Raw genomic sequence first — 18,039 nt, forward strand, 5'->3', positions numbered from 1 at the left:
GAGTAGCCATGACCTCGCCTACGCATGCCAACGCTCCCCTCTCACCCGAAGGCCGCCGCCGCCTGATCGAACGCTGCCGCACCCGCCCCATCTCCCACGTGGCCGCCGAGATGGGGATCTCCCGCGCGACCGCCTCGAAATGGGTCAACAGATACAAGCGATTCGGGAAGACCGGCCTACTGGACCGCTCATCTTCTCCGGCCCGACAGCCATCTGCAGCGCCTGGCTGCCTCGTGCAGCAGATCGAGTCGATGCGGCGGGAACACAAATGGTCGGCGTCCCGTATTGCGTTCGAGCTCGAGCAGGTAGGAACGCCGGTGAGCCGTCGCACCGTCACCCGGCACCTCGCACAGCTGGGCCTGAATCGACGGAAGTTTATCGACCCGAACGGCGAGACGAACCGGGAGCCGCGAAGGATCAACGCCAAACGTCCCGGCCACATGGTGCATCTGGACGTGAAGAAGGTCGGGCGCATCCCCGACGGCGGCGGGTGGCGTGTACACGGCAAAGGCAGCGAGAAAGCCAAAGCTGTCGCCCGCACGAAGACCCGCGGTGCCAGGACCGGGTACATCTACCTGCATTCCGCCATCGACGGACACACCCGACTCGCTTACACAGAAGCGCTGCCAGACGAGAGAGCTGTCACGGCTGTCGCGTTCTTCGGGCGGGCCAGAGCCTGGTTCGCTAAGCACGGCATCACCCGGATCGAGCGCGTCGTGACTGACAACGGTTCCTGCTACCGATCTGCAGTCTTCCGCGAAGCGGTCGGGACCAGCCGACACCAGCGCATCACGCCATACACGCCTCGACACAACGGCAAAGTCGAGCGCTACAACCGGATCCTCGCTGAAGAGTTCCTCTACGCCCGCATCTGGCGCTCGGAAGTAGAACGCGCTGCCGCGCTGGAAACGTGGAACCGGCACTACAACTATCACCGTCCCCACGGCGCTCACGACGGGCAACCGCCTGCCTCTGCAACACCGGCACGCGTCAACAACGTCATGGCCTCATACAGCTAGAACGGCGGCGGATCATCGCTTGCCCATCGAGATGCGGGACGGGAGCCTGTGGCCCGGTCTTCTGCGCCAGCCCACCTCTCCTCCCCTGAGACGGGGCCGCCCGGGCGCACCGGTGGCCGCGCACGGAGCACCCGCGCGTACGCGGCCGGCTCCGCGCTCAGCGGAAAGTCCGGGTGGGGTCCGGTGCACACCGGCGGCTCTCCCTCGGGCCGCGCCGGGGAGCCATCGGAGGCAAGCCGGGCGCCGCTGACCATGTCGACCCGGTGCCATTCGGCAATGGACCCTGCGGCGGCAGGACCTGCGCCGCCGCTGCAGTCCTCGGTGTCCTCCGGTGACTCGGACGCGTAGGCGCGCAGCGCGGCCACCTGCCGCGCGTGTTCGGTGTCGATGGGTGAGCCGGGGGCTGCGACCGGCCCCACCAGGGGCGATGGGAACGTCCACCGCACGCCGCCGCCGCGCATCGCATCGTCGCGTTCGACGGCGAATTGCCGATTCGTCTTGAGGAGGTGGTGTCTGCGGCACAGGGGATGGAGATTGTGGAGAGCCGTGGGTCCACCGCGGGCAGGGTCGTCGCGGTTGAAGGGAACGATGTGGTCGATGTCTGCGGTCGAAGCGCGGCGAGGGCAGCCCGGCACCGTGCACCACGCCCATTTCGCCATGACCGCCGTCTTCAGCGCCTGCGGGAACGCATAGGTTCTGGCAACGGCTTCGAGCACGGTGCCGGTCGCCGGATCGGTGAGCAGGCGGCGGAGGGACGGCGCGTGCGCGGCGATGAGCCGCGCGTCCTCGGCGGAGACCGGCGAGCAGTCGTCGAGACGGCCGGGCAGTGAGGAGTCGCCCAGCAGGCTGAGGAACGGCACCGTCACGCAGACGCTCGCCTGCTTGCGCAGCCAGTCCGCCGAGGTCGGCATGCGCACCACCATGTCCCGTTGGGCTCCCGAAGGATCGAGCACGGTCAGCGGCAGCTGCGGGATTCCATTCAGCCCGAGGTCGAAGCGGGTCTGGTCGATGGTGCGCTCATCGAGGAAGAGCGCGGCAGAGGACAGCCGCCGGCCGGTCTGCGGATCGACGAAGAGGCCCGCGTGGGACAGTGCGATCGCCCGAGCCCATGCCGTGAGCCGCTGGTACGCGGCTGCGATCTCTGCAGTGGGGCCGGTGTAGAGGAGACACGCGGTCCCGTCGCCGTTGCTCCATCGGCGGACTCTGCGGTTCTTCACCGCCTCATCGCGAGCATCGGCGGGCGGCTGCAGAAGGGCGAAGATCTCGTCGACCGCCCGCTTCCACTGCTTCCACTCCAGTTCCACATCGAGCGCGGTGACGCGCTCATCGAATTCCGGGCGGAGCGTGTCGGCAAGCTGTGCGGCCCTGCCGGCCGCGTAGTCGAGCCGCGCGAAGCCGATCCGGCCCCGTTGCGCCTGGGCCAGCAGCGCTGGCATCGTCACGGTCGCGGCGAACGCGGAGGCCGCCAACGCGTGCGCGCGAGGAATCGTCACGTCCAGACCCGCCGCGAGCGTGATCCACACGACCTCCGGAAGCGCCTCGAGCAGATCCGCGTAGGCGGTCGGCAGCTCATCCTCCGCACCGCCGTTCGGGCCCTGAGACCCGCCCCGACCGCAGTGCCGGCGATAGGCGGCGATGAGCTCGTCGCACAGGGCGAAGGCACGAGCGAGCTGGGCGGCATCGAGGGAGGCGGCCGCGGCACTGAGTCGCGGCCCACGGGGGCGATGCGCATCTCCGGTCGTAGCCCACTCCCCACCGCATGAGGCCGAAGCAGGAATTCCCTCACCGTCGGAACCCTTGCGAGACCGTGGGGGCTCATGCGGATCCGGTGGCGGCGGAGCTGGCGGCGCGGCGGTTGTCACGGTAGTGCCCTCCCTTCTGCCTCGTTGCAGTGGCGGTGCGAAGCGAGAATGCCACTGGTAGGGGATCCTCATTCGTCGATTCGCTCTTCTGTACTAATAGTATTAGATCATCGCGTGCCGGACAAGCACTTTCTTCTGCTGTGACCTTCCGGCATCGGCCCAGCTCGGCGCACCGCCCACCCACGGCACCCTGCCGGCGAATCGAAAAACCGCGCACAGCGATACGTCGCACAGGCTCCCCGGAAGCCGACTCACTCCACTGCGGCGAGAGATCAGCGGCGGGAGCCTGAAACCGCGGTCATGAATAGTGAGTGAGGTGTGACCGTGGGCGCCAAGTTGGGCGTGACCATGAGCCTTGGGGCAGACACGGCCGAGCACGCCGGGTCAGGTGAGGCCAAGAGCCTTGGGTCAGGTGCGGTCATGAACCGGTAGGCAAGCGTTGCCGCGAACGTTGGGGCAGGCGGTACTGCGAACTCTGGGTCAGGTGAGGTGCGGATCATCGGATCAGGTGCGAAGGCAGGGTACGCGCCGTTCCACTCCACAGTCGGCCGAGCCGCTGCCCACCGCACCTCGCCGCGCCACGGACAGTTGCGCAGCGACACCCCAGCGAAACGGCACCACAGCGAGACGCGAGCACGCGGGTACCGAGGCACACAGACGTACCCCCCCCCCGACGACCGCGCCACGGACGCCCTTCGGCACGCGCACACCGCTCGGCATACTCCCCGGGGCCGTGAATCGATCCGGTCGCGGCGGCGCCGTCATGTCGAGAGCCGCGCGGTGGAGGGCACCTGCGGCGTCGGGCCGACTTCGGCCCCGGGGGCCTGTGCGAGAGTTGCCGCATGACGGAGATGCCGCGTGTGCTGCACACAGCAATCGACGCTCCCGACTGCCGGGCGCTGGCCGAGTTCTACCGGGCCCTTCTGGGTCTCCGGTATCGACCGGGAGACGAACCGCCGGCCGGCAGCGCAGAAGACGACGCCGATTGGCTGGTGCTGATCGAGGACGGCGGGCGTCGCGTTCTCGCATTCCAGCAGAAGAAGGACACCGCAGCGCCGACGTGGCCATCGGAAGACGTGCCCATGCAGATGCACCTCGACTTCGCAGTGCCGAACGTCGAGGCCCTGCAACGGCAGGGCCATCGTGCCGAAGAGCTCGGCGCGCGCCTGCTGAGCGATCAGTCACACGACCGCGAGGAGCCCCTCCTCGTCCTTGCCGACCCAGCTGGCCATCCATTCTGCCTGCTGGTCCAGGCGGCTCCGCCTGCCGCCGAAAGCTCGATCGACGTGCCCGATCAGCGCGGCGAGGACTGCACAGCACTGACAGGATTGCCCATCACCCCTGGCAACCAGGCTGCCCAGCACCCCTGAGCACCAGACCGGGCGCCCGCGAACAGAGGGCAGAGCAATGCGCATGAGCGCCATCCGCACGGGTTTCACACACCTATTTCCCGACGTGATCCCGCCGCCACACCTCCGTGAAAAGACGGGCCTTCGCACCCCATGCCTGGGCATTGAGCGCAACGCCCGACTCAACGCGCTGTGCGCAATCCACAGCCCGTCAAGCTGGGCGACGGCCTCACACCCCGACAGGCGCCCCACGCCCACCGGCGCGCCGCGCCCCGGGCCGCACCCTCACACTTTTGCGGTGAGGACCGGCACCTCCGCCTCCAGGAGGATGCGCTGAGCCTGTGAGCCCAGGATGAACTTGCCGATCGCGCTGCGCTTGCGCAGGCCGATGACGATGAGGCTCGCGGAGTGCTCGGCGACAAGCGCATTGAGCGTCTCGACGATATCCGCCTCGGGGTCCGGGTGGACGATGGTCACCTCGACGCCATGGCTGCGCGCGGCGCCCTCGATGTCCTCGACCGCGCCGCCGGGGATACGGTCGACCGCCTCGGCGGATCCCCGCTTGGGCGAGTTGAGGACGACGACGGACTGCGCCCGCAGGGCCGCCTCGGCGAGCCCGACGCGCAGCGCGGCGGCACCCTCGTCGGTGGGCAGGTACACGATGAGGACGGTCATGCCCCGAGTATAGGCAGGGGGCCCGCCCTCGCCCCCGCCGCACAGGCTCCCCGCCCCATGGCACGCGGCCCGCTCACCACCAGGCTCCCCGCCCCGGCAGACGAGCGCTCCACCCCGGCAACACCCCTTGCCGCCTCCCCGCGGCACCGAACCTCCACCGCAGCACCGGCTCCCCACCACACGAGCGATTATCGAAACATTTTCGTGTTGCAAATCGGCAGAGGTGCGCCTTACCTTGGATCGGTGACCACCCCCGTATCCGACTGCCCGCGCCCCACCCGCGGCAGCGGCCTCACCGCCGCCGATCTGCGCATCGGATACGACGGCGTCCCCGCAGTCGAGGGCGTCGACCTGGCCATGCGGCCCAGTGAGGTCACCGCCCTCGTCGGCCCCAATGGCAGCGGCAAGTCCACCCTCCTGCGCGCCCTTGCACGGCTCCACCCGCTCACGGCCGGCAGCGTGGCGTTCGGCGACGGCACGGACCTCACCGACCTGCCCTCCCGCGCCCTCGCCACACGGCTGACGATGCTCACGCAGATGCGGCCCACCCCGCAGGGCGTGCGCGTGCGCGACGCCGTGGCCCTGGGCCGCCACCCGCATCGCGGCCGATTCCGCGCCGGCGATCCCGGCGGCGCCGAGGTCATCGCGCGCGCCATGCGCCTGACCGGCGTCGACGCGATCGCCGGGGCCGCGGTCGACGAGCTCTCCGGCGGCCAGCTCCAGCGCGTGTGGCTCGCCTCCTGCTTGGCCCAGGACACCGAGGTGCTGCTGCTCGACGAGCCCACCAACCACCTGGACATGAAGTACCAGGTCGAGCTCCTCGAGCTGCTCTCCGCCCTGGCCCATGACCACGGTGTGTGCGTGGGCGTGGTCCTCCACGACCTCAACCATGCCGCTGCGATCGCCGACCGCGTGGCCCTCCTGTCCGCCGGCAGCATCGCCGCCGCGGGCACCGCGCGCGAGGTGCTGCGCCCCGACCTCCTCTCCCAGGTCTACGACATCGACGTCACCACCGGCTACGACGAGGACCACGACCTCGTGATCGTGCGCGCCCGGCCGCCTCGGGTGCGCAGGCCCGGCGCGGCCGCCCCCGAGGCGCCCCCCGGTGAGCGCGCGCCCGCCGAGGCCCGCCCGTGACACCCCGCCCGTGACACCCCGCCTGTGACACCCCGCCCACAGCCCACGGCCCACTGCCCCACCCACCAGAGGACACGCATGAAGATCCGCACCGCCATCGCCGCCGCCGCCATCGGGCTCCTCGCCCTCAGCGGCTGCGGCACCACCGACGACGCGAAGTCCGCCGGCGACTCGACCACGGGCGCGGCCGCCGGCGGCCCGGTGAGCATCACGGACAGCCGCGGCAAGGAGGTCAAGCTGGACCACCCGGCGCAGAAGGTCGTGGCGCTCGAGTGGTCCGTCGCGGAATACGCGCAGTCGCTGGGCGTGAACCCCGCCGGCGTCGCGGACCCCAAGGGCTACGCCATGTGGGACAAGACGGTCCCGCTGCAGGGCGACCCGAAGGACGTGGGCGTGCGCAACGAGCCCAGCGTCGACTCGATCGCCGGGCTGGAGCCGGACGTCATCCTCGCCGACACCGCCTCCATCCCCGCCAAGCAGATGGCCCAGATGGAGAAGATCGCCCCCGTCGCCGTCTTCACGAGCGCGAACACCTCGGACCTCGTGAGGCTCGTCAAGGACAACCAGGACAAGGTGGGCACGCTGCTCGGCAAGGAGGACGAGGCGAAGCGGCTGGGCGAGGAGTACGACCAGCAGATCGCCGAGGCCAAGAAGAAGGTCGCCGACGCCGGCAAGGAGGGCACGCCGTTCGTCTTCGCCTATCCCTATGAGGATGCGAACGCCCTGAGCATCCGGATGCACGGCCCGGGCTCGGCCCCCAGCGCGATCGGCAAGGGCCTGGGCCTCAAGGACGCGTGGACGAAGAAGGGCGACGCCGAATACGGGGTCGGCCAGTCCGATGTCGAGGGCCTCACCGCCCTCCCCGCGGACGCCCGGTTCTTCTATTGGAAGGACCCGGAGGCGAAGGACCCCATCGAGGGCCTGTCGTCCAACCGGGTGTGGAAGAACCTGGGCTTCGTCAAGGCCGGCAACGTCCACCGCATGGACGCCGGGGTCTGGCTCTACGGTGGCACGAAGTCCATGGCGAAGTACGGCTCCGACCTCGCCGATGCCATCGCGGGCTGAGGCGCCCGCGCGCACCGGCGCGCTCTTCGCCGCCCTGGCGCTGGCCCTCGCCGCGCTCAGCGTCGCGCACCTGCTGCAGGGCACCTCGGCGGTTTCCCCCGCGGACCTGGCCCGCTGGGCACTGGGCGCCGGGCGCGGGGACGAGGCGGGCATCCTCATCGACTCGCGGCTGCCGCGCCTGCTGGCGGGGCTGCTCGTGGGGTGCGCGCTGGGCGTGTCCGGGGCGATCCTGCAGTCGGTGACGCGCAACTCGCTGGCCTCACCGGACACACTGGCGGTCAACGCGGGCGCGTTCCTGGCGCTGACCGCCTGTGCGGCCTTCGGCATCGCGCTGCCGTTCTTCTCCAGCGCGGCCGTGGCGTTCGCCGGCGGACTGGCCACGGCCGCGCTCGTCCTGGCGCTGTCGTCCGGCCCGCGCTCCTCCCCCATCCAGCTCGTGCTCTCCGGCAGCGTCATCACGCTGGGCTTCTCCGCGCTCACCTCCATGCTGCTGCTCTTCTTCCCCTTCCAGACCCAGAGCCTCTTCGCGTGGGGCGCCGGCTCCCTGTCCCAGGCTGGGCTGGGCGGGGTCGTCCGCCTGCTGCCGGTGTGCGCCCTCGCCATCGCCGTCGTCTTCGCGTGCGGCTCGCGCCTGGACGTCCTGCAGCTGGGGCCCGATGCGGCCGCCAGCCTGGGGGTGCGCGTGCGCCCCTGGCAGGCGGCCTTCATCGTCATCGCAGTGGTGCTGGCCGCCGTGGCCGTCACCGCCACGGGGCCGATCGGCTTCGTGGGCCTGTGCGCCCCGGCGCTTGCCCGCATGCTGGGCCGTCCCGTACCGGCGCTCAGCCGCCAGCGCACGATGATCGGGGCCGCCGCGCTCTTCGGCGCACTCCTCGTGGTCGGGGCGGACGTGGGGCTGCGGGCCGCCTTCCGCGGGCTCGACTCCGTGGGCATCCCCACCGGCGTCGTCACCTCGGTCCTCGGCGCCGTCGCGATCATCGTCCTCGCCCAGCGCGTGCGCACGGGCTTCGACGCGGACTCGCTCGTCACCATGCGCGCAGGCACCCGCCTGGGGCTGCGCCATCCGCTCCTGCTCATCGCCGCGACGGCGGCCCTGCTCGCGGCCGCGGTGTTCGCCTCGGTGCTCGCGGGCGACACGCTGCTGCTAGGCGGGGACGTCGTCAACTACGCGCACCACGCCGCCTCCGTGCGCATCGAGATCATCCTGGATGCGCGCCTCCCGCGCGTGCTCGCGGCGCTGCTGGGCGGCGCCTGCCTGGCGCTGGCCGGCGCCGCGCTCCAGGCCGTCACCCGCAACCCGCTCGCGGACCCGGGCGTGCTCGGCATCTCCGGCGGGGCCGGCCTGGGTGCGGTGTTCGTGCTGGTCACCGTGGGCGACTCGACCTTCTGGCCGGTCTTCCTGGGCGCCTCGGGCGCCGCCGCCGCGGTGGGCCTCCTGCTCTTCGGGCTCTCCGCGCGCCGCGGCCTCGACCAGGCGCGCATGGTGCTCGTGGGCGTGGGCATCGCGGCGGCCGCCCAGGCGCTCACCACCGCGCTCATCGTGGCCGCCGATCCGTGGAACCAGGTCATGGCGCAGACGTGGCTCGCCGGCTCGACGTACGTCGCCACGGTCGGCCAGTGCCTCCCCATGCTCGCAAGCCTGGTGCTGGGCGCCGTCGTCCTGGCCAGCGCCCACCGCGACCTGGACCTGCTGCAGATGGACGAGTTCACCCCGCGCATCCTGGGCGTGCGCGTCACCGCCGCCCGCGCCGTGCTGCTGTGCACCGCGCTCCTGCTCACCGCGGCGACGACGGTGACGATCGGCGTCATCTCGTTCGTCGGCCTCGTCGCCCCCCACGCGGCGCGCCTGCTCATCGGCCGGCGCAACGGCGCCCTCCTGCCGCTGGCGGCCCTGCTGGGCGCGCTCCTCGTCACGGTGGCCGATGGGTTCGGCCGCACGATCATCGCCCCCGGCCAGATCCCCGCGGGGCTCGTCACCGCCGTCCTCGGCTGCCCGTACTTCCTGTGGCTCCTGTGGCGGATGAGAAAGGACGCCTGATGCCCGGTTCGTATGCCCCGTTCCCCGCCGCACTCGTGCGCCGCGAGCGGCTCAGCCCCGGTTTCCTCCGGCTGACCTTCGCCGACCCCGCCCTGGCGCGGTTCGGCACCGCGTGCCTCGACCAGCGGGTCAAGCTCGTCTTCGCCGCCGCCGAGGCGCGCGCGGCGCTGCTGGGCGCCCCCGACTGGTTCGCGTGGTGGCGCGGGCTGGCCGAGGCGCAGCGCCCGCCCATGCGCACGTACACCGTACGCGCGGTGCGCCCCCACGCCGCCGAGGTGGACATCGACTTCGCGGTGCACGGCGCGCTGGGACCGGCCTCCTCGTTCGCCCTCGAGGCGCCGCTGGGCTCCGAGCTGGTGCTCGTGGGCCCGGTGCAGGGCGCCGCGGGAGCGGACCGCGACGGCATCGCGTGGCACCCGGGTGCGGCGCACACGGTGCTCCTCGCCGGCGATGAGACGGCGGCCCCCGCCATCGGCAACATCCTGGCCGCCCTTCCGGCGACCGCTCGCGGTGCAGCCCTCATCGAGGTCGCCGAGGCCGCCGATGCCCTGGACTTTCCCCACCCGGACGGGGTGGAGGTCGCCTGGCTGCCGCGCGGTGCCGCGCGCGGCGGCGCCGCCGCGCGCGGCACTGGGCTCACCGACGCCGCGCTGCGGTGGTACGACGACTTCGCCGCCGGCCGGGCCGCCGCCCGGGCCGGTGCCGCGGGCGCGGCCGCGGGTGCGGGCGCGTACGAGGAACTGGACGAGATCAGCGCCGACGGGTCAGCACTCCTGTGGGACCAGAGCGACCTGGGGGAACAGGGCGACGTGGGGGTACAGGGCGTCGTGGGGGACGATCCGGGCGCGGGGCTGTTCACGTGGGTCGCGGCGGATGCGGCGACGGTGGCGCGGCTGCGGCGCGCCCTGCGCCGGGAGCGCGGGCTGCCGCGCTCGGGCACCTCGTTCATGGGCTACTGGCGGCCGGGGTACCAGGAGAGCTGAGCCCGGGGCCATCCCCGGCACGCAGGTATGGCGGATCGGCAACAGGGGTTGCCCACCTGCGACCTCGCTGCAGGAGACGCCGTGGTGTGAGGATGTGAGGCTCGTTCTGACCGTGGCGGCACCAGCGCCCGCCCCCAGCAGAGGAGACCACGATGCACACGATCCATAAGCTCCCCGCCCGCTCCGCCCGTCGGCTCTCCCTGGCCGCCATCGCCCTGGCGGCGGGGCTGTCCATGACGGGCTGCGGGCTCATCCCGGGGGCCACCGGCTCGGATGACTCCGCGCGCGGTGACACCGGCCAGCAGACACAGGAGGCCGGTGCGCAGACACAGGAGGCCGGCAGTGACAGTGCGGGCAACGATGGCGCAGGCGACAGCGGCGGTTCGAGCGGGGCAGACGATTCGAGTGGCGCAGGCGGTTCGAACGACTCGGGCGGTTCCAACAGCACAGGCGGTCCCAATAGCGGTGACACCGGCAGCGGCAGTTCCGGCGGCTCAAGCAGCGGCAGTGGCTCGGACACGGGTTCAGGCACGGGTTCGGACACGGGTTCAGGCACGGGCAGCGGCGCCAGCGGTACGCGCACAACGGTCCGCGGTTCCGTGCTCGCGGCCTCCATCAGGAAGGAGATCGCCAAGCGCGGGAAGTCGGCGATCGTGACGTGCAGCGACCTGCACGTGTCCAAGGCGGGCGGCGGCACCACCACGTGCCGGATGACCGTGGACGGCAAGAAGTACTACCCCGTCGCCAAGGGCACGATCGTCGCGAACGACCAGGTCCGCTACCGCCTCGAATTCCCCGGCGTCGACTTCTGACCGGCCTCCCCCGCACGTCGTCCCGCTGCGGGCGTCCTCCCGCTGCGCACGGCGCCCCGCCTCGCGCCCCAGCTTCTCACCCTGTGCCCCATTCGGCACCCGTCGCCCCGCCCCCGTTCGCCTCTCGTATTACCCTTGCCTTACCGAACCTGACACACGGGTGCAGGCGGGGTCAGACGGAGAGGCGGCGGGGGGCGCATGGCGGGTGAGCGCGGCGGCATCACGTTCACATGGCCCGGGCGCGGCGCTGCGGAGGACCACCTCGATGCCGCCCCGCATTCGGCGGCGCGCGCGGCCTGGCCCACGGACATCGCGACGGAGGAGAACCTCCTCATCGAGGGCGACAACCTCGACGCGCTCGCGCTCCTGGAGCCCACCCACGCGGACCGGGTCAAGGTCGTCTACATCGATCCGCCCTACAACACGGGCAGCGCGCTGCCCTACCGGGACACGTTCGGCGCCGCCGGCCACGCGGGGTGGCTGTCGATGATGCTCCCGCGCCTCGTCCTGGCCCGCCGGCTCATGCGCGGCGACGGCGTGCTCTTCGCCTCGATCGACGATCGCGAGCACGCCCACCTCGCCCTCCTGGGCCAGGAGGTCTTCGGCGAGGAGAACTTCCTGGGCTCCTTCGTCCACCAGCGGGCGAAGGGCGGCGGCAGCGCCCGCACGTTCGTGCGCGGCCACGACTACATCCTCGTGTGGGCCAAGGACGCGGCCCGCGTGGCGCCGTTCGTCACGGAGAAGCGCAAGCCCACCAGGTACGAGGTCATCGACGGCGTGCGCTGCCTCGTGGACGACGACGTGCTGCGGGTGACGTTCGGCAAGTACGCCGCAGGCAGCGAGCGCCGCCTCATGTACGAAGACGTCGAAGCGGTGCGCGGCCCCGCGAAGAAGGCGCAGGTGGATGCGTGGCTGGCCGCGGGCACGCACGTGCTGCGGCCCTGGGCCGGGGGCAAGCACGCGGTGGCGAAGGTGACGCCGGCGGACCGCGCCCACTCGAAGATGTACTCGATCATCCGGGCGCTGGGCGATGAGGGTCGCCGGGACCTCGAGGACCTGGGGCTGGGCGGCCTGTTCGGCTATCCCAAGCCCGTCTCGCTCCTCCGCGAGCTCGTGCGCTCGCAGACCTTCTTCGACCCCGAGGCGCTGGTCCTCGACTTCTTCGCCGGCTCCGGCACCACGGCCCAGGCCGTCGCGCAGCTCAACGCAGCAGACGGCGGGCGCCGGCGCTTCATCCTCGTTCAGCGCGCCGAGGAGCTGCGGCGCGTCGACGGCGCCCGCTCCGACCGCGCGGCGCACGGCGAGCCCATCACCACGATCAGCGGCCTCATGCGCGAGCGGGTGCGCCGGGCCGGGGCGCGGTTCCGCGATGTGCGGCTGCCGGAGCCGCCGGCGCAGTCCCCGCCGCTACACTGATCCGGCGCGCCGCTTCGGCTGCGCTGCCAGCGCCCGCCCCCAGCGCCCGCTGCCATTGCGCGTGCCGCGGCGCCCCTGCCGCGCGCCGCCCCGTTGAAAGGACGCCCATGGGCGAGGTCTACCGCACCACCCCGCAGCTGCGCTGGTCCGATCAGGACCTCAACCACCACGTGAACAACGCGAAGATCGTCACGCTGCTGGAGGAGGCGCGCATCGGCTGGCTGATCGGCGGCAAGGCCTCCGGGGCGCTGGCCCAGCCCAAGCTCGTCGCGCGACTGGAACTCGACTACCGCCGCCCCGTCCAGTACGGCTCGGAGCTCACGATCGAGCTGACGATCTCCCACATCGGCACCACCTCGTTCTCCGTGCGCGGGGTGGGCCTGCAGGAGGGCGAGGTCTGCTTCGAGGCGGTCAACGTGCTCGTCGTGCTGGACAAGGCGACGGGGCGCCCCACCCCGCTCAGCGCCGCCGGGCGCGCCTACCTGGAGCGCTACCTGGACGACGGCACGGCCGCTGACGGGCGCTAGGCCCCCCAGCGCCCCCGCGGTCGCCCAGCGCCCCCGCGCTCAGCCTCCGCCCTCGCGGGCCGGTCACTGCCCCCGAGGTCAGCCGTCGAACACCGGAGAGCGGGGAATCCCCAGCTCGGATTCGAGCGCCGCGGCCACCGGGAGCACCGAGGCGTCCTGATAGGGGTGGCCCACGACCTGCACGCTCACGGGCACGCCCTCCGAGCCGATCCCTGCGGGCATGGCCATGACCGGGCACCGGTTGGCGATGTTGAACGGGATCGTCATGTGCGCCTGCCAGTAGAACTCCACGGCGCCGCCGGGGCGGTCCAGGGGCCCCAGCTGGTGGTCATCGGCCGGCAGGGACTCCACCGCCGAGGTGGGGGTCAACAGCACGTCGAAGCCGGCCATGGCCTGCGCCAGGCGATCCTGGACCCGCGCCTCGAGAACCGTGGACTCGAGCAGGGAGGTGCGCTGCGCCTCGGCCCGGGTGACCTCGATGAAGCGGCGCGAGTAGTCCTCGAGCGCGTCGAGGTCGCCGCCGGCCATGCGCTCCATGTTGGCGGCGATGAGGTGGCCGTAGTGGGCCGCCGAGGCCCGCGAGACCTCGTCGAGCGACAGCCCGACGTCGATCCACTCGACCTGGGCGCCCCGCCGGGCCAGCGCCTCGGCGGCCCGGGCGAGGCCGCTGGCGACGCTGGGGTCCACGTCGTAGCAGCCCAGGTCCGCGCTGACGGCCACGCGCAGGCCCTCCACGTCGTCGTACGCGCTCTCACCGGCCCCCCGGTCCCAGGGCAGCACCGGGGTGGGGTCGACGGTGGCGTGGTCCGCGGGGTCGAGGCCCATGATGGTGTTCATCGCGTACGCGGTGTCCGCGACGGACCGGGCGAGGATGTGGTCGCCGCGGTACCAGTCCGCGTTGGAGGGGTGGGCGCCGGGCGTGCGGCCGAACGGGGTCTTGAGCCCCGGCAGGCCGCAGAAGGCCGCCGGGATGCGGGTGGAGCCCGCGATGTCCGAGGCGGTGGCCAGCGGGGCGAACCCCGCCGCGACGGCCGCCCCCGAACCGCCCGACGAGCCGCCGGGCGTCTTGTCCCGGTTGAACGGGTTGCGGGTGACGCCCCACGCGCGCGTCGAGGTGAACGTCGCGCACGACATCTCCGGGTTGGCGGTGCGGGCGAACGGGATCGCGCCGGCGGCCCGCAGCCGCGCCACGATCGGATTGTCCGCCTCGGCCACGATCCCCGCGCGGGCCTGCGAGCCGCGGGTGGCGCTGTGCCCGGCCAGGTCGTGCTGCTCCTTGACCAGCAGCGGGATCCCGAGCAGCGGGGGCAGGTCCGCTGCGTCCTCGGCGGCGTAGCGCTCGTCGGCGGCGCGGAACTGCGCGCGGACCTCCGGGTCGTCGGCCATGAACTCCACGATCGCGTTGATGGGGTCCGCGCTCCCCTGGCCCGCCGCGGCGCTGTCCGCGGGGCCGGCCGCTCCCCCGTCCAGGCGGCGGATCCGCTCGGCCAGCGCGGTGAGCGCGCGGCTGGGCGTCAGCGCCCCGGAGCGGAAGGCGGCGAGCATGTCGAGGACGCCGAGCTGGTGGATGGGCGCGGGCAGGCTGTGGGGCGCATCACTCATGGGCTCAGTCTGCCACGCAGCGCTAGAATGCGTGCGGGAGGCGGCCCTCAGATCCCGGGCCGGAACGCAGCATGAGCAACGAGGTGTCCGCGCGCCGCACCGCGCGCCATGTCACCGTCTTCCTCGACGTGGACGGAGTGCTCAACTCCTACCCCGTGCAGGGCACGCGCTCCGTGCGCGAGCGCCGGCGCAGGGTCCGCGCCTGGAACTACGAGCTGCACTACCGGCCCAAGATCGTGAAGTTCCTCGACTCGCTCGTCCAGAAGCGGCTCGTCGACATCGTCTGGCTCTCCACCTGGTCCCAGCGCTGCCGCACGGAGATCGAGCCCAAGCTGGGCTTCCACGGCACCTACCCGATCATCGACATGCCGGACGACTCGTACAACCGGTTCGCCGGCGACCCCTCCGCCTGGTGGAAGGCCCGGGCGGTCGAGGACTGGCTGGCCGCGCACCCGGGCCAGCGCGCGCTGTGGATCGACGACGATCTCGCCGCCCCCGCCACCTACGAGTACTTCAGGAAGAAGTACCGCGGCCGCCTGCTCATGATCGCCCCGCAGTTCTCCCGGGGCCTTGGCGAGGAGCACTTCGCGCTCATCCGGACCTTCACCTACCCGCGCCCGGAGCACGGCGCACACGAGGAGCAGAAGCGGGAGGGCGCGTGAGGCGCACCCGCGTGGGCCTCATCGACTCCGGACTGGGCCTCGTGTCCTTCGCCGCGGCCCTGCACCGGGCCGCCCCCGGCCTCGACCTGCTCCTGGCCACGGATCCCGAGCACATGCCCTACGGCGCCCTCGAGCCGGCGCAGGTGCAGGAGCGCGTGCTCGCCTCGGCGCGCGCCCTCGAACCGTGGGCCCCGGACGCGCTCGTCCTCGCGTGCAACACCGCCTCCGTCCACGCCCTCGCGGCGCTGCGCGCACATGCCGAGCCCGAGGTGCCCGTCATCGGCACCGTGCCCGCCATCAAGTCCGCGGCCCGGGCCTCGGAGGCCCGCGGCGGGGCGCCGTTCGCCGTGTGGGCCACGAGCGCCACGACCGCGAGCGCCTATCAGCGCGAGCTCATCAGCGCGTTCGCCGGCAGCACTCCGGTGGCCTCCGTGGCCTGCGCGGGCCTGGCCCAGGCGATCGAGCGCGCGGACGACGCCGCCATCGACACCGCCATCGATGCGGCCGCCGCGGCGACGCCCGCGCACATCGACTCGATCGTGCTGGGCTGCACCCACTACGGCCTCGTCGCCGAGCGCATCCGCGCGCGCCGCCCGCAGACCGCCCACCTCTACGACTCCCCCGCCGCCGTCGCCGCCCAGACGCTCGCTCGGCTGGGCCGGGGCGCCCCGGGCGCAGCGGGGGGTCCGGGGGGCCGGATCCTCGCGGTGCTCGCCTCGGGCCGGCCGGCCGGGCTGCCGCGGGCCCTCGAGGCGTACCCGGCCGGGCGGGAGCTGCTGCGCATCGCCCCCGAGCAGCACACCTAGCGGGCACGGCGCACCTAGCGGGCACGGCCGCGGCCGGGTGCGATCCGGCCTGCGACAATGGGAGCGGAGCAGACCAGCCCCCGCGCACCCGGCAGCCCCACCGGTGTCCCCCGGCGCGGCGGCCCAACGAAGGAGATCCGAGCCATGACGAGCCCGCTCATGCCCACCGCCGGCACCGTGCTGCGCAAGATGCGCACCCTCCTCTTCGTCCAGGGCGCGGCGGCCCTGGTGCTGGGCGTGCTCGTCATCATCTGGCCGGTCAACGCCACGCTGATCTTCGCGATCCTCATGGGCGCGTGGCTGCTCGTCGACGGCGTCGTCTCCGCGCTCACCTGGGCGGCGCGTCCGCGCGGTGCACGCTCGGGGGTCGCCCTGGCGCGCGCGATCTTCGGGATCGTCGCGGGCCTCGTCATCGTGGCAGTGCCCGCGGCCGGCATGCTCGTCGTCGTGTGGATCGTCGCCTTCGTCATGCTGCTGCTGGGTGCCTTCCAACTCGCCGGCTGCGGCACGCTGCGCGCGGCCGGGGTGCGCTACTGGTGGATGATGCTGATCACCGGCATCCTCTCCGTCCTCGCCGCCGTGGGCATCCTGCTCTTCCCCGTCACCGGAGCCGCCGTGTTCGCCTGGATCGTGGGCGTCGCGATGATCGTCGAGGGCATCGCCGCCTTCCTCATCGGCTCCCAGCTCAACCGGGCGGTGCGCGCTCAGGACGAGCGGGAGATCCCCGGCGAGCTCGCCTGAGCCGGAGCGCCGCTCACTGCCAGCGGTCCACTCACCACCAGGCCCCACTCACCACCACGCGCCCACGGGCGCGTCGAGGGCGGTGAGCACCGCGCCGGCGAAGCTCATGGTTCCCACCGTGAGCACGTCGCGGCCGGTGCGTTCCGCGCGGGCGACGGCCTGGGCCGTGTCCAGCACCGCCCCCCGGCCGGCCAGCCGGTCATAGCGGAGGTAGTCGCTGCCGGCGCCCACGAACAGCGCCTCGCGGCCGCCGAGCGCATCGACGCACGCGTCGACGTCCTTCGTGTCCGGGAAGCCCGCGAGCACGAGGAAGTCCGGCCGCAGGTGCGCCCGCGCGTGCGCCAGGGCCGCGCGCACGCCCGGGGGGCTGATCGCGGCATCGACGATCCATTCGGCGCCGGCGTGCGCGTGGTGCGACAGCCGGCCGGGCAGGCTCAGCGCCGCCCGCGCCTGCGCGGGCGTCGGTGCTTGCGCCTGCGCGGGTGCGTGTGCCTGCGGGGGCCGAGGCGCGGTCAGCGCGCGCACCTCGCACAGCGCCCGCGCGGCCGCGAGGCCCACCGCGAGGTTCGTGCGCGCGATGGTCGCCTCCTCCTGGACCTCGGTGACGGGGGCGGGCTGGGCTGCCAGCCGCTCCCGCGCCTCGGCGGGCTGGGCGGGATGGGCGATGACCGCGCGGGTGGCCGGGGTGATGGTGCCCAGCAGGTCCGCGGCAACCGCGGCGAGGCTGCCGCCCAGGACGTCGGTGTGTTCGGGAAAGATCTGGGTGGCCGCCACGACGTCGTAGTCGAAGAGCGAGACGTCGTCGGACAGGCCGCCCAGCCCCTCCTCGACGACGAGCGCCTGGACCCCCGCCTCGAGCAGGTGCGCGAGTCCCACGAGGGTGAACAGGCCCGAGGGCGGCAGGTAGCCCTCGGCCGGATCGAACGGGCCCAGAGCGGCGAGCAGCGCGGCCGTCCGGTCCGCCAGCGCCCCCGCCTGCGCGGGCGTCAGCGGCCGCCCGTCGAGGCGGATGCGCTCGCGGTTCGAGCGCAGCGGCGGGCTCGTGATCGTGCCCACCCGCAGGCCCGCCCTGCTGCTCAGCGCCCAGCTCGCCGCGGCCACCGCGGTGCCCTTGCCCTTGCTGCCGACCACCAGCAGCGCGGGCACCGGCAGCCCCCGCCCCGCGGGCCCGGAGCCCAGGCCCAGGCGGGCCGCCGCGAGGCGGGAGCGGGCGCGGCTGCGCCCGATGGTCCGGGGGGTCAGTGCGCCGGGCGCTCTGCTGGATTCGAGTGCGCTGTTGGATTCGAGCGCCCGGGCGGCCTTCCACTCGCGGAAGAACGGCTCGTCCCAGCCTTCGGCGGGCATG

At 72.8% G+C, this 18,039-nt stretch carries 16 protein-coding genes; 12 read left to right on the top strand and 4 right to left on the bottom strand.

Annotated features, from left to right (window positions below; all coding sequences use genetic code 11):
• Positions 1–8 precede the first annotated feature (8 nt).
• Complete coding sequence (locus BRM1_RS08800; RefSeq protein WP_268525265.1) at positions 9–1,019, top strand: IS481 family transposase; 1,011 nt, start codon at positions 9–11, stop codon at positions 1,017–1,019.
• On the opposite strand, the gene BRM1_RS08805 is transcribed toward BRM1_RS08800, so the two are convergent.
• Positions 1,016–2,881 (bottom strand): HNH endonuclease signature motif containing protein, encoded by a 1,866-nt coding sequence (locus tag BRM1_RS08805; protein WP_268525267.1) that lies wholly within the window; start codon positions 2,879–2,881, stop codon positions 1,016–1,018. The two genes, BRM1_RS08800 and BRM1_RS08805, sit on opposite strands and share 4 nt — an antisense overlap.
• 842 nt (positions 2,882–3,723) lie before the next feature.
• On the opposite strand from BRM1_RS08805, the gene BRM1_RS08810 reads away from it, so the two are divergent.
• A complete protein-coding gene (locus BRM1_RS08810; protein WP_326956717.1) occupies positions 3,724–4,251 on the top strand; it encodes a VOC family protein in 528 nt (175 codons plus the stop codon).
• 264 nt (positions 4,252–4,515) lie between these two features.
• On the opposite strand, the gene BRM1_RS08815 is transcribed toward BRM1_RS08810, so the two are convergent.
• A complete protein-coding gene (locus tag BRM1_RS08815; RefSeq protein ID WP_268525268.1) occupies positions 4,516–4,905 on the bottom strand; it encodes a universal stress protein in 390 nt (129 codons plus the stop codon).
• Positions 4,906–5,148: 243 nt separating this feature from the next.
• On the opposite strand from BRM1_RS08815, the gene BRM1_RS08820 reads away from it, so the two are divergent.
• From BRM1_RS08820 to BRM1_RS08850, 7 genes are all read left to right on the top strand, one after another.
• The gene (locus BRM1_RS08820) at positions 5,149–6,042 is read left to right on the top strand and encodes an ABC transporter ATP-binding protein (protein WP_326956719.1); all 894 of its coding nucleotides are present in this window, start codon (positions 5,149–5,151) and stop codon (positions 6,040–6,042) included.
• Between the two features lie 78 nt (positions 6,043–6,120).
• Positions 6,121–7,107, top strand: coding sequence for an ABC transporter substrate-binding protein (locus tag BRM1_RS08825; protein ID WP_268525270.1), 987 nt, complete (start codon positions 6,121–6,123; stop codon positions 7,105–7,107).
• Complete coding sequence (locus BRM1_RS08830; RefSeq protein WP_268525272.1) at positions 7,091–9,145, top strand: iron ABC transporter permease; 2,055 nt, start codon at positions 7,091–7,093, stop codon at positions 9,143–9,145. The genes BRM1_RS08825 and BRM1_RS08830 overlap by 17 nt, the downstream gene beginning before the upstream one ends.
• Positions 9,145–10,128 (top strand): siderophore-interacting protein, encoded by a 984-nt coding sequence (locus BRM1_RS08835; protein ID WP_268525275.1) that lies wholly within the window; start codon positions 9,145–9,147, stop codon positions 10,126–10,128. Before BRM1_RS08830 ends, BRM1_RS08835 begins: the two co-directional genes overlap by 1 nt.
• Before the next feature lie 152 nt (positions 10,129–10,280).
• A complete protein-coding gene (locus BRM1_RS08840; protein ID WP_268525277.1) occupies positions 10,281–10,940 on the top strand; it encodes a hypothetical protein in 660 nt (219 codons plus the stop codon).
• Positions 10,941–11,138: 198 nt separating this feature from the next.
• A complete protein-coding gene (locus tag BRM1_RS08845) occupies positions 11,139–12,356 on the top strand; it encodes a site-specific DNA-methyltransferase (protein WP_160952312.1) in 1,218 nt (405 codons plus the stop codon).
• Positions 12,357–12,463: 107 nt separating this feature from the next.
• On the top strand, positions 12,464–12,883 hold the full coding sequence (locus BRM1_RS08850; protein WP_268525280.1) for an acyl-CoA thioesterase: 420 nt from the start codon (positions 12,464–12,466) through the stop codon (positions 12,881–12,883).
• A gap of 78 nt (positions 12,884–12,961) precedes the next feature.
• Here the strand turns inward: BRM1_RS08850 and BRM1_RS08855 are convergent, their stop codons facing one another.
• On the bottom strand, positions 12,962–14,485 hold the full coding sequence (locus BRM1_RS08855) for an amidase (protein WP_160952314.1): 1,524 nt from the start codon (positions 14,483–14,485) through the stop codon (positions 12,962–12,964).
• Positions 14,486–14,556: 71 nt separating this feature from the next.
• On the opposite strand from BRM1_RS08855, the gene BRM1_RS08860 reads away from it, so the two are divergent.
• The 3 genes from BRM1_RS08860 to BRM1_RS08870 all read left to right on the top strand — a co-directional run bounded on the left by BRM1_RS08860 (position 14,557) and on the right by BRM1_RS08870 (position 16,694).
• Positions 14,557–15,147, top strand: a complete 591-nt coding sequence (locus tag BRM1_RS08860) for an HAD domain-containing protein (RefSeq protein ID WP_268525282.1) — start codon at positions 14,557–14,559, stop codon at positions 15,145–15,147.
• Complete coding sequence (locus BRM1_RS08865; protein WP_160952316.1) at positions 15,144–15,953, top strand: glutamate racemase; 810 nt, start codon at positions 15,144–15,146, stop codon at positions 15,951–15,953. Before BRM1_RS08860 ends, BRM1_RS08865 begins: the two co-directional genes overlap by 4 nt.
• Before the next feature lie 144 nt (positions 15,954–16,097).
• Positions 16,098–16,694: an HdeD family acid-resistance protein gene (locus BRM1_RS08870; protein ID WP_160952317.1), complete on the top strand. Its 597-nt coding sequence runs from the start codon at positions 16,098–16,100 to the stop codon at positions 16,692–16,694.
• Between the two features lie 48 nt (positions 16,695–16,742).
• Here the strand turns inward: BRM1_RS08870 and BRM1_RS08875 are convergent, their stop codons facing one another.
• On the bottom strand, positions 16,743–18,038 hold the full coding sequence (locus BRM1_RS08875; RefSeq protein ID WP_268525285.1) for a hypothetical protein: 1,296 nt from the start codon (positions 18,036–18,038) through the stop codon (positions 16,743–16,745).
• Position 18,039 lies beyond the last annotated feature (1 nt).

The organism is Brevibacterium sp. BRM-1, assembly GCF_026802075.1.
GTDB lineage: Bacteria > Actinomycetota > Actinomycetes > Actinomycetales > Brevibacteriaceae > Brevibacterium > Brevibacterium rongguiense.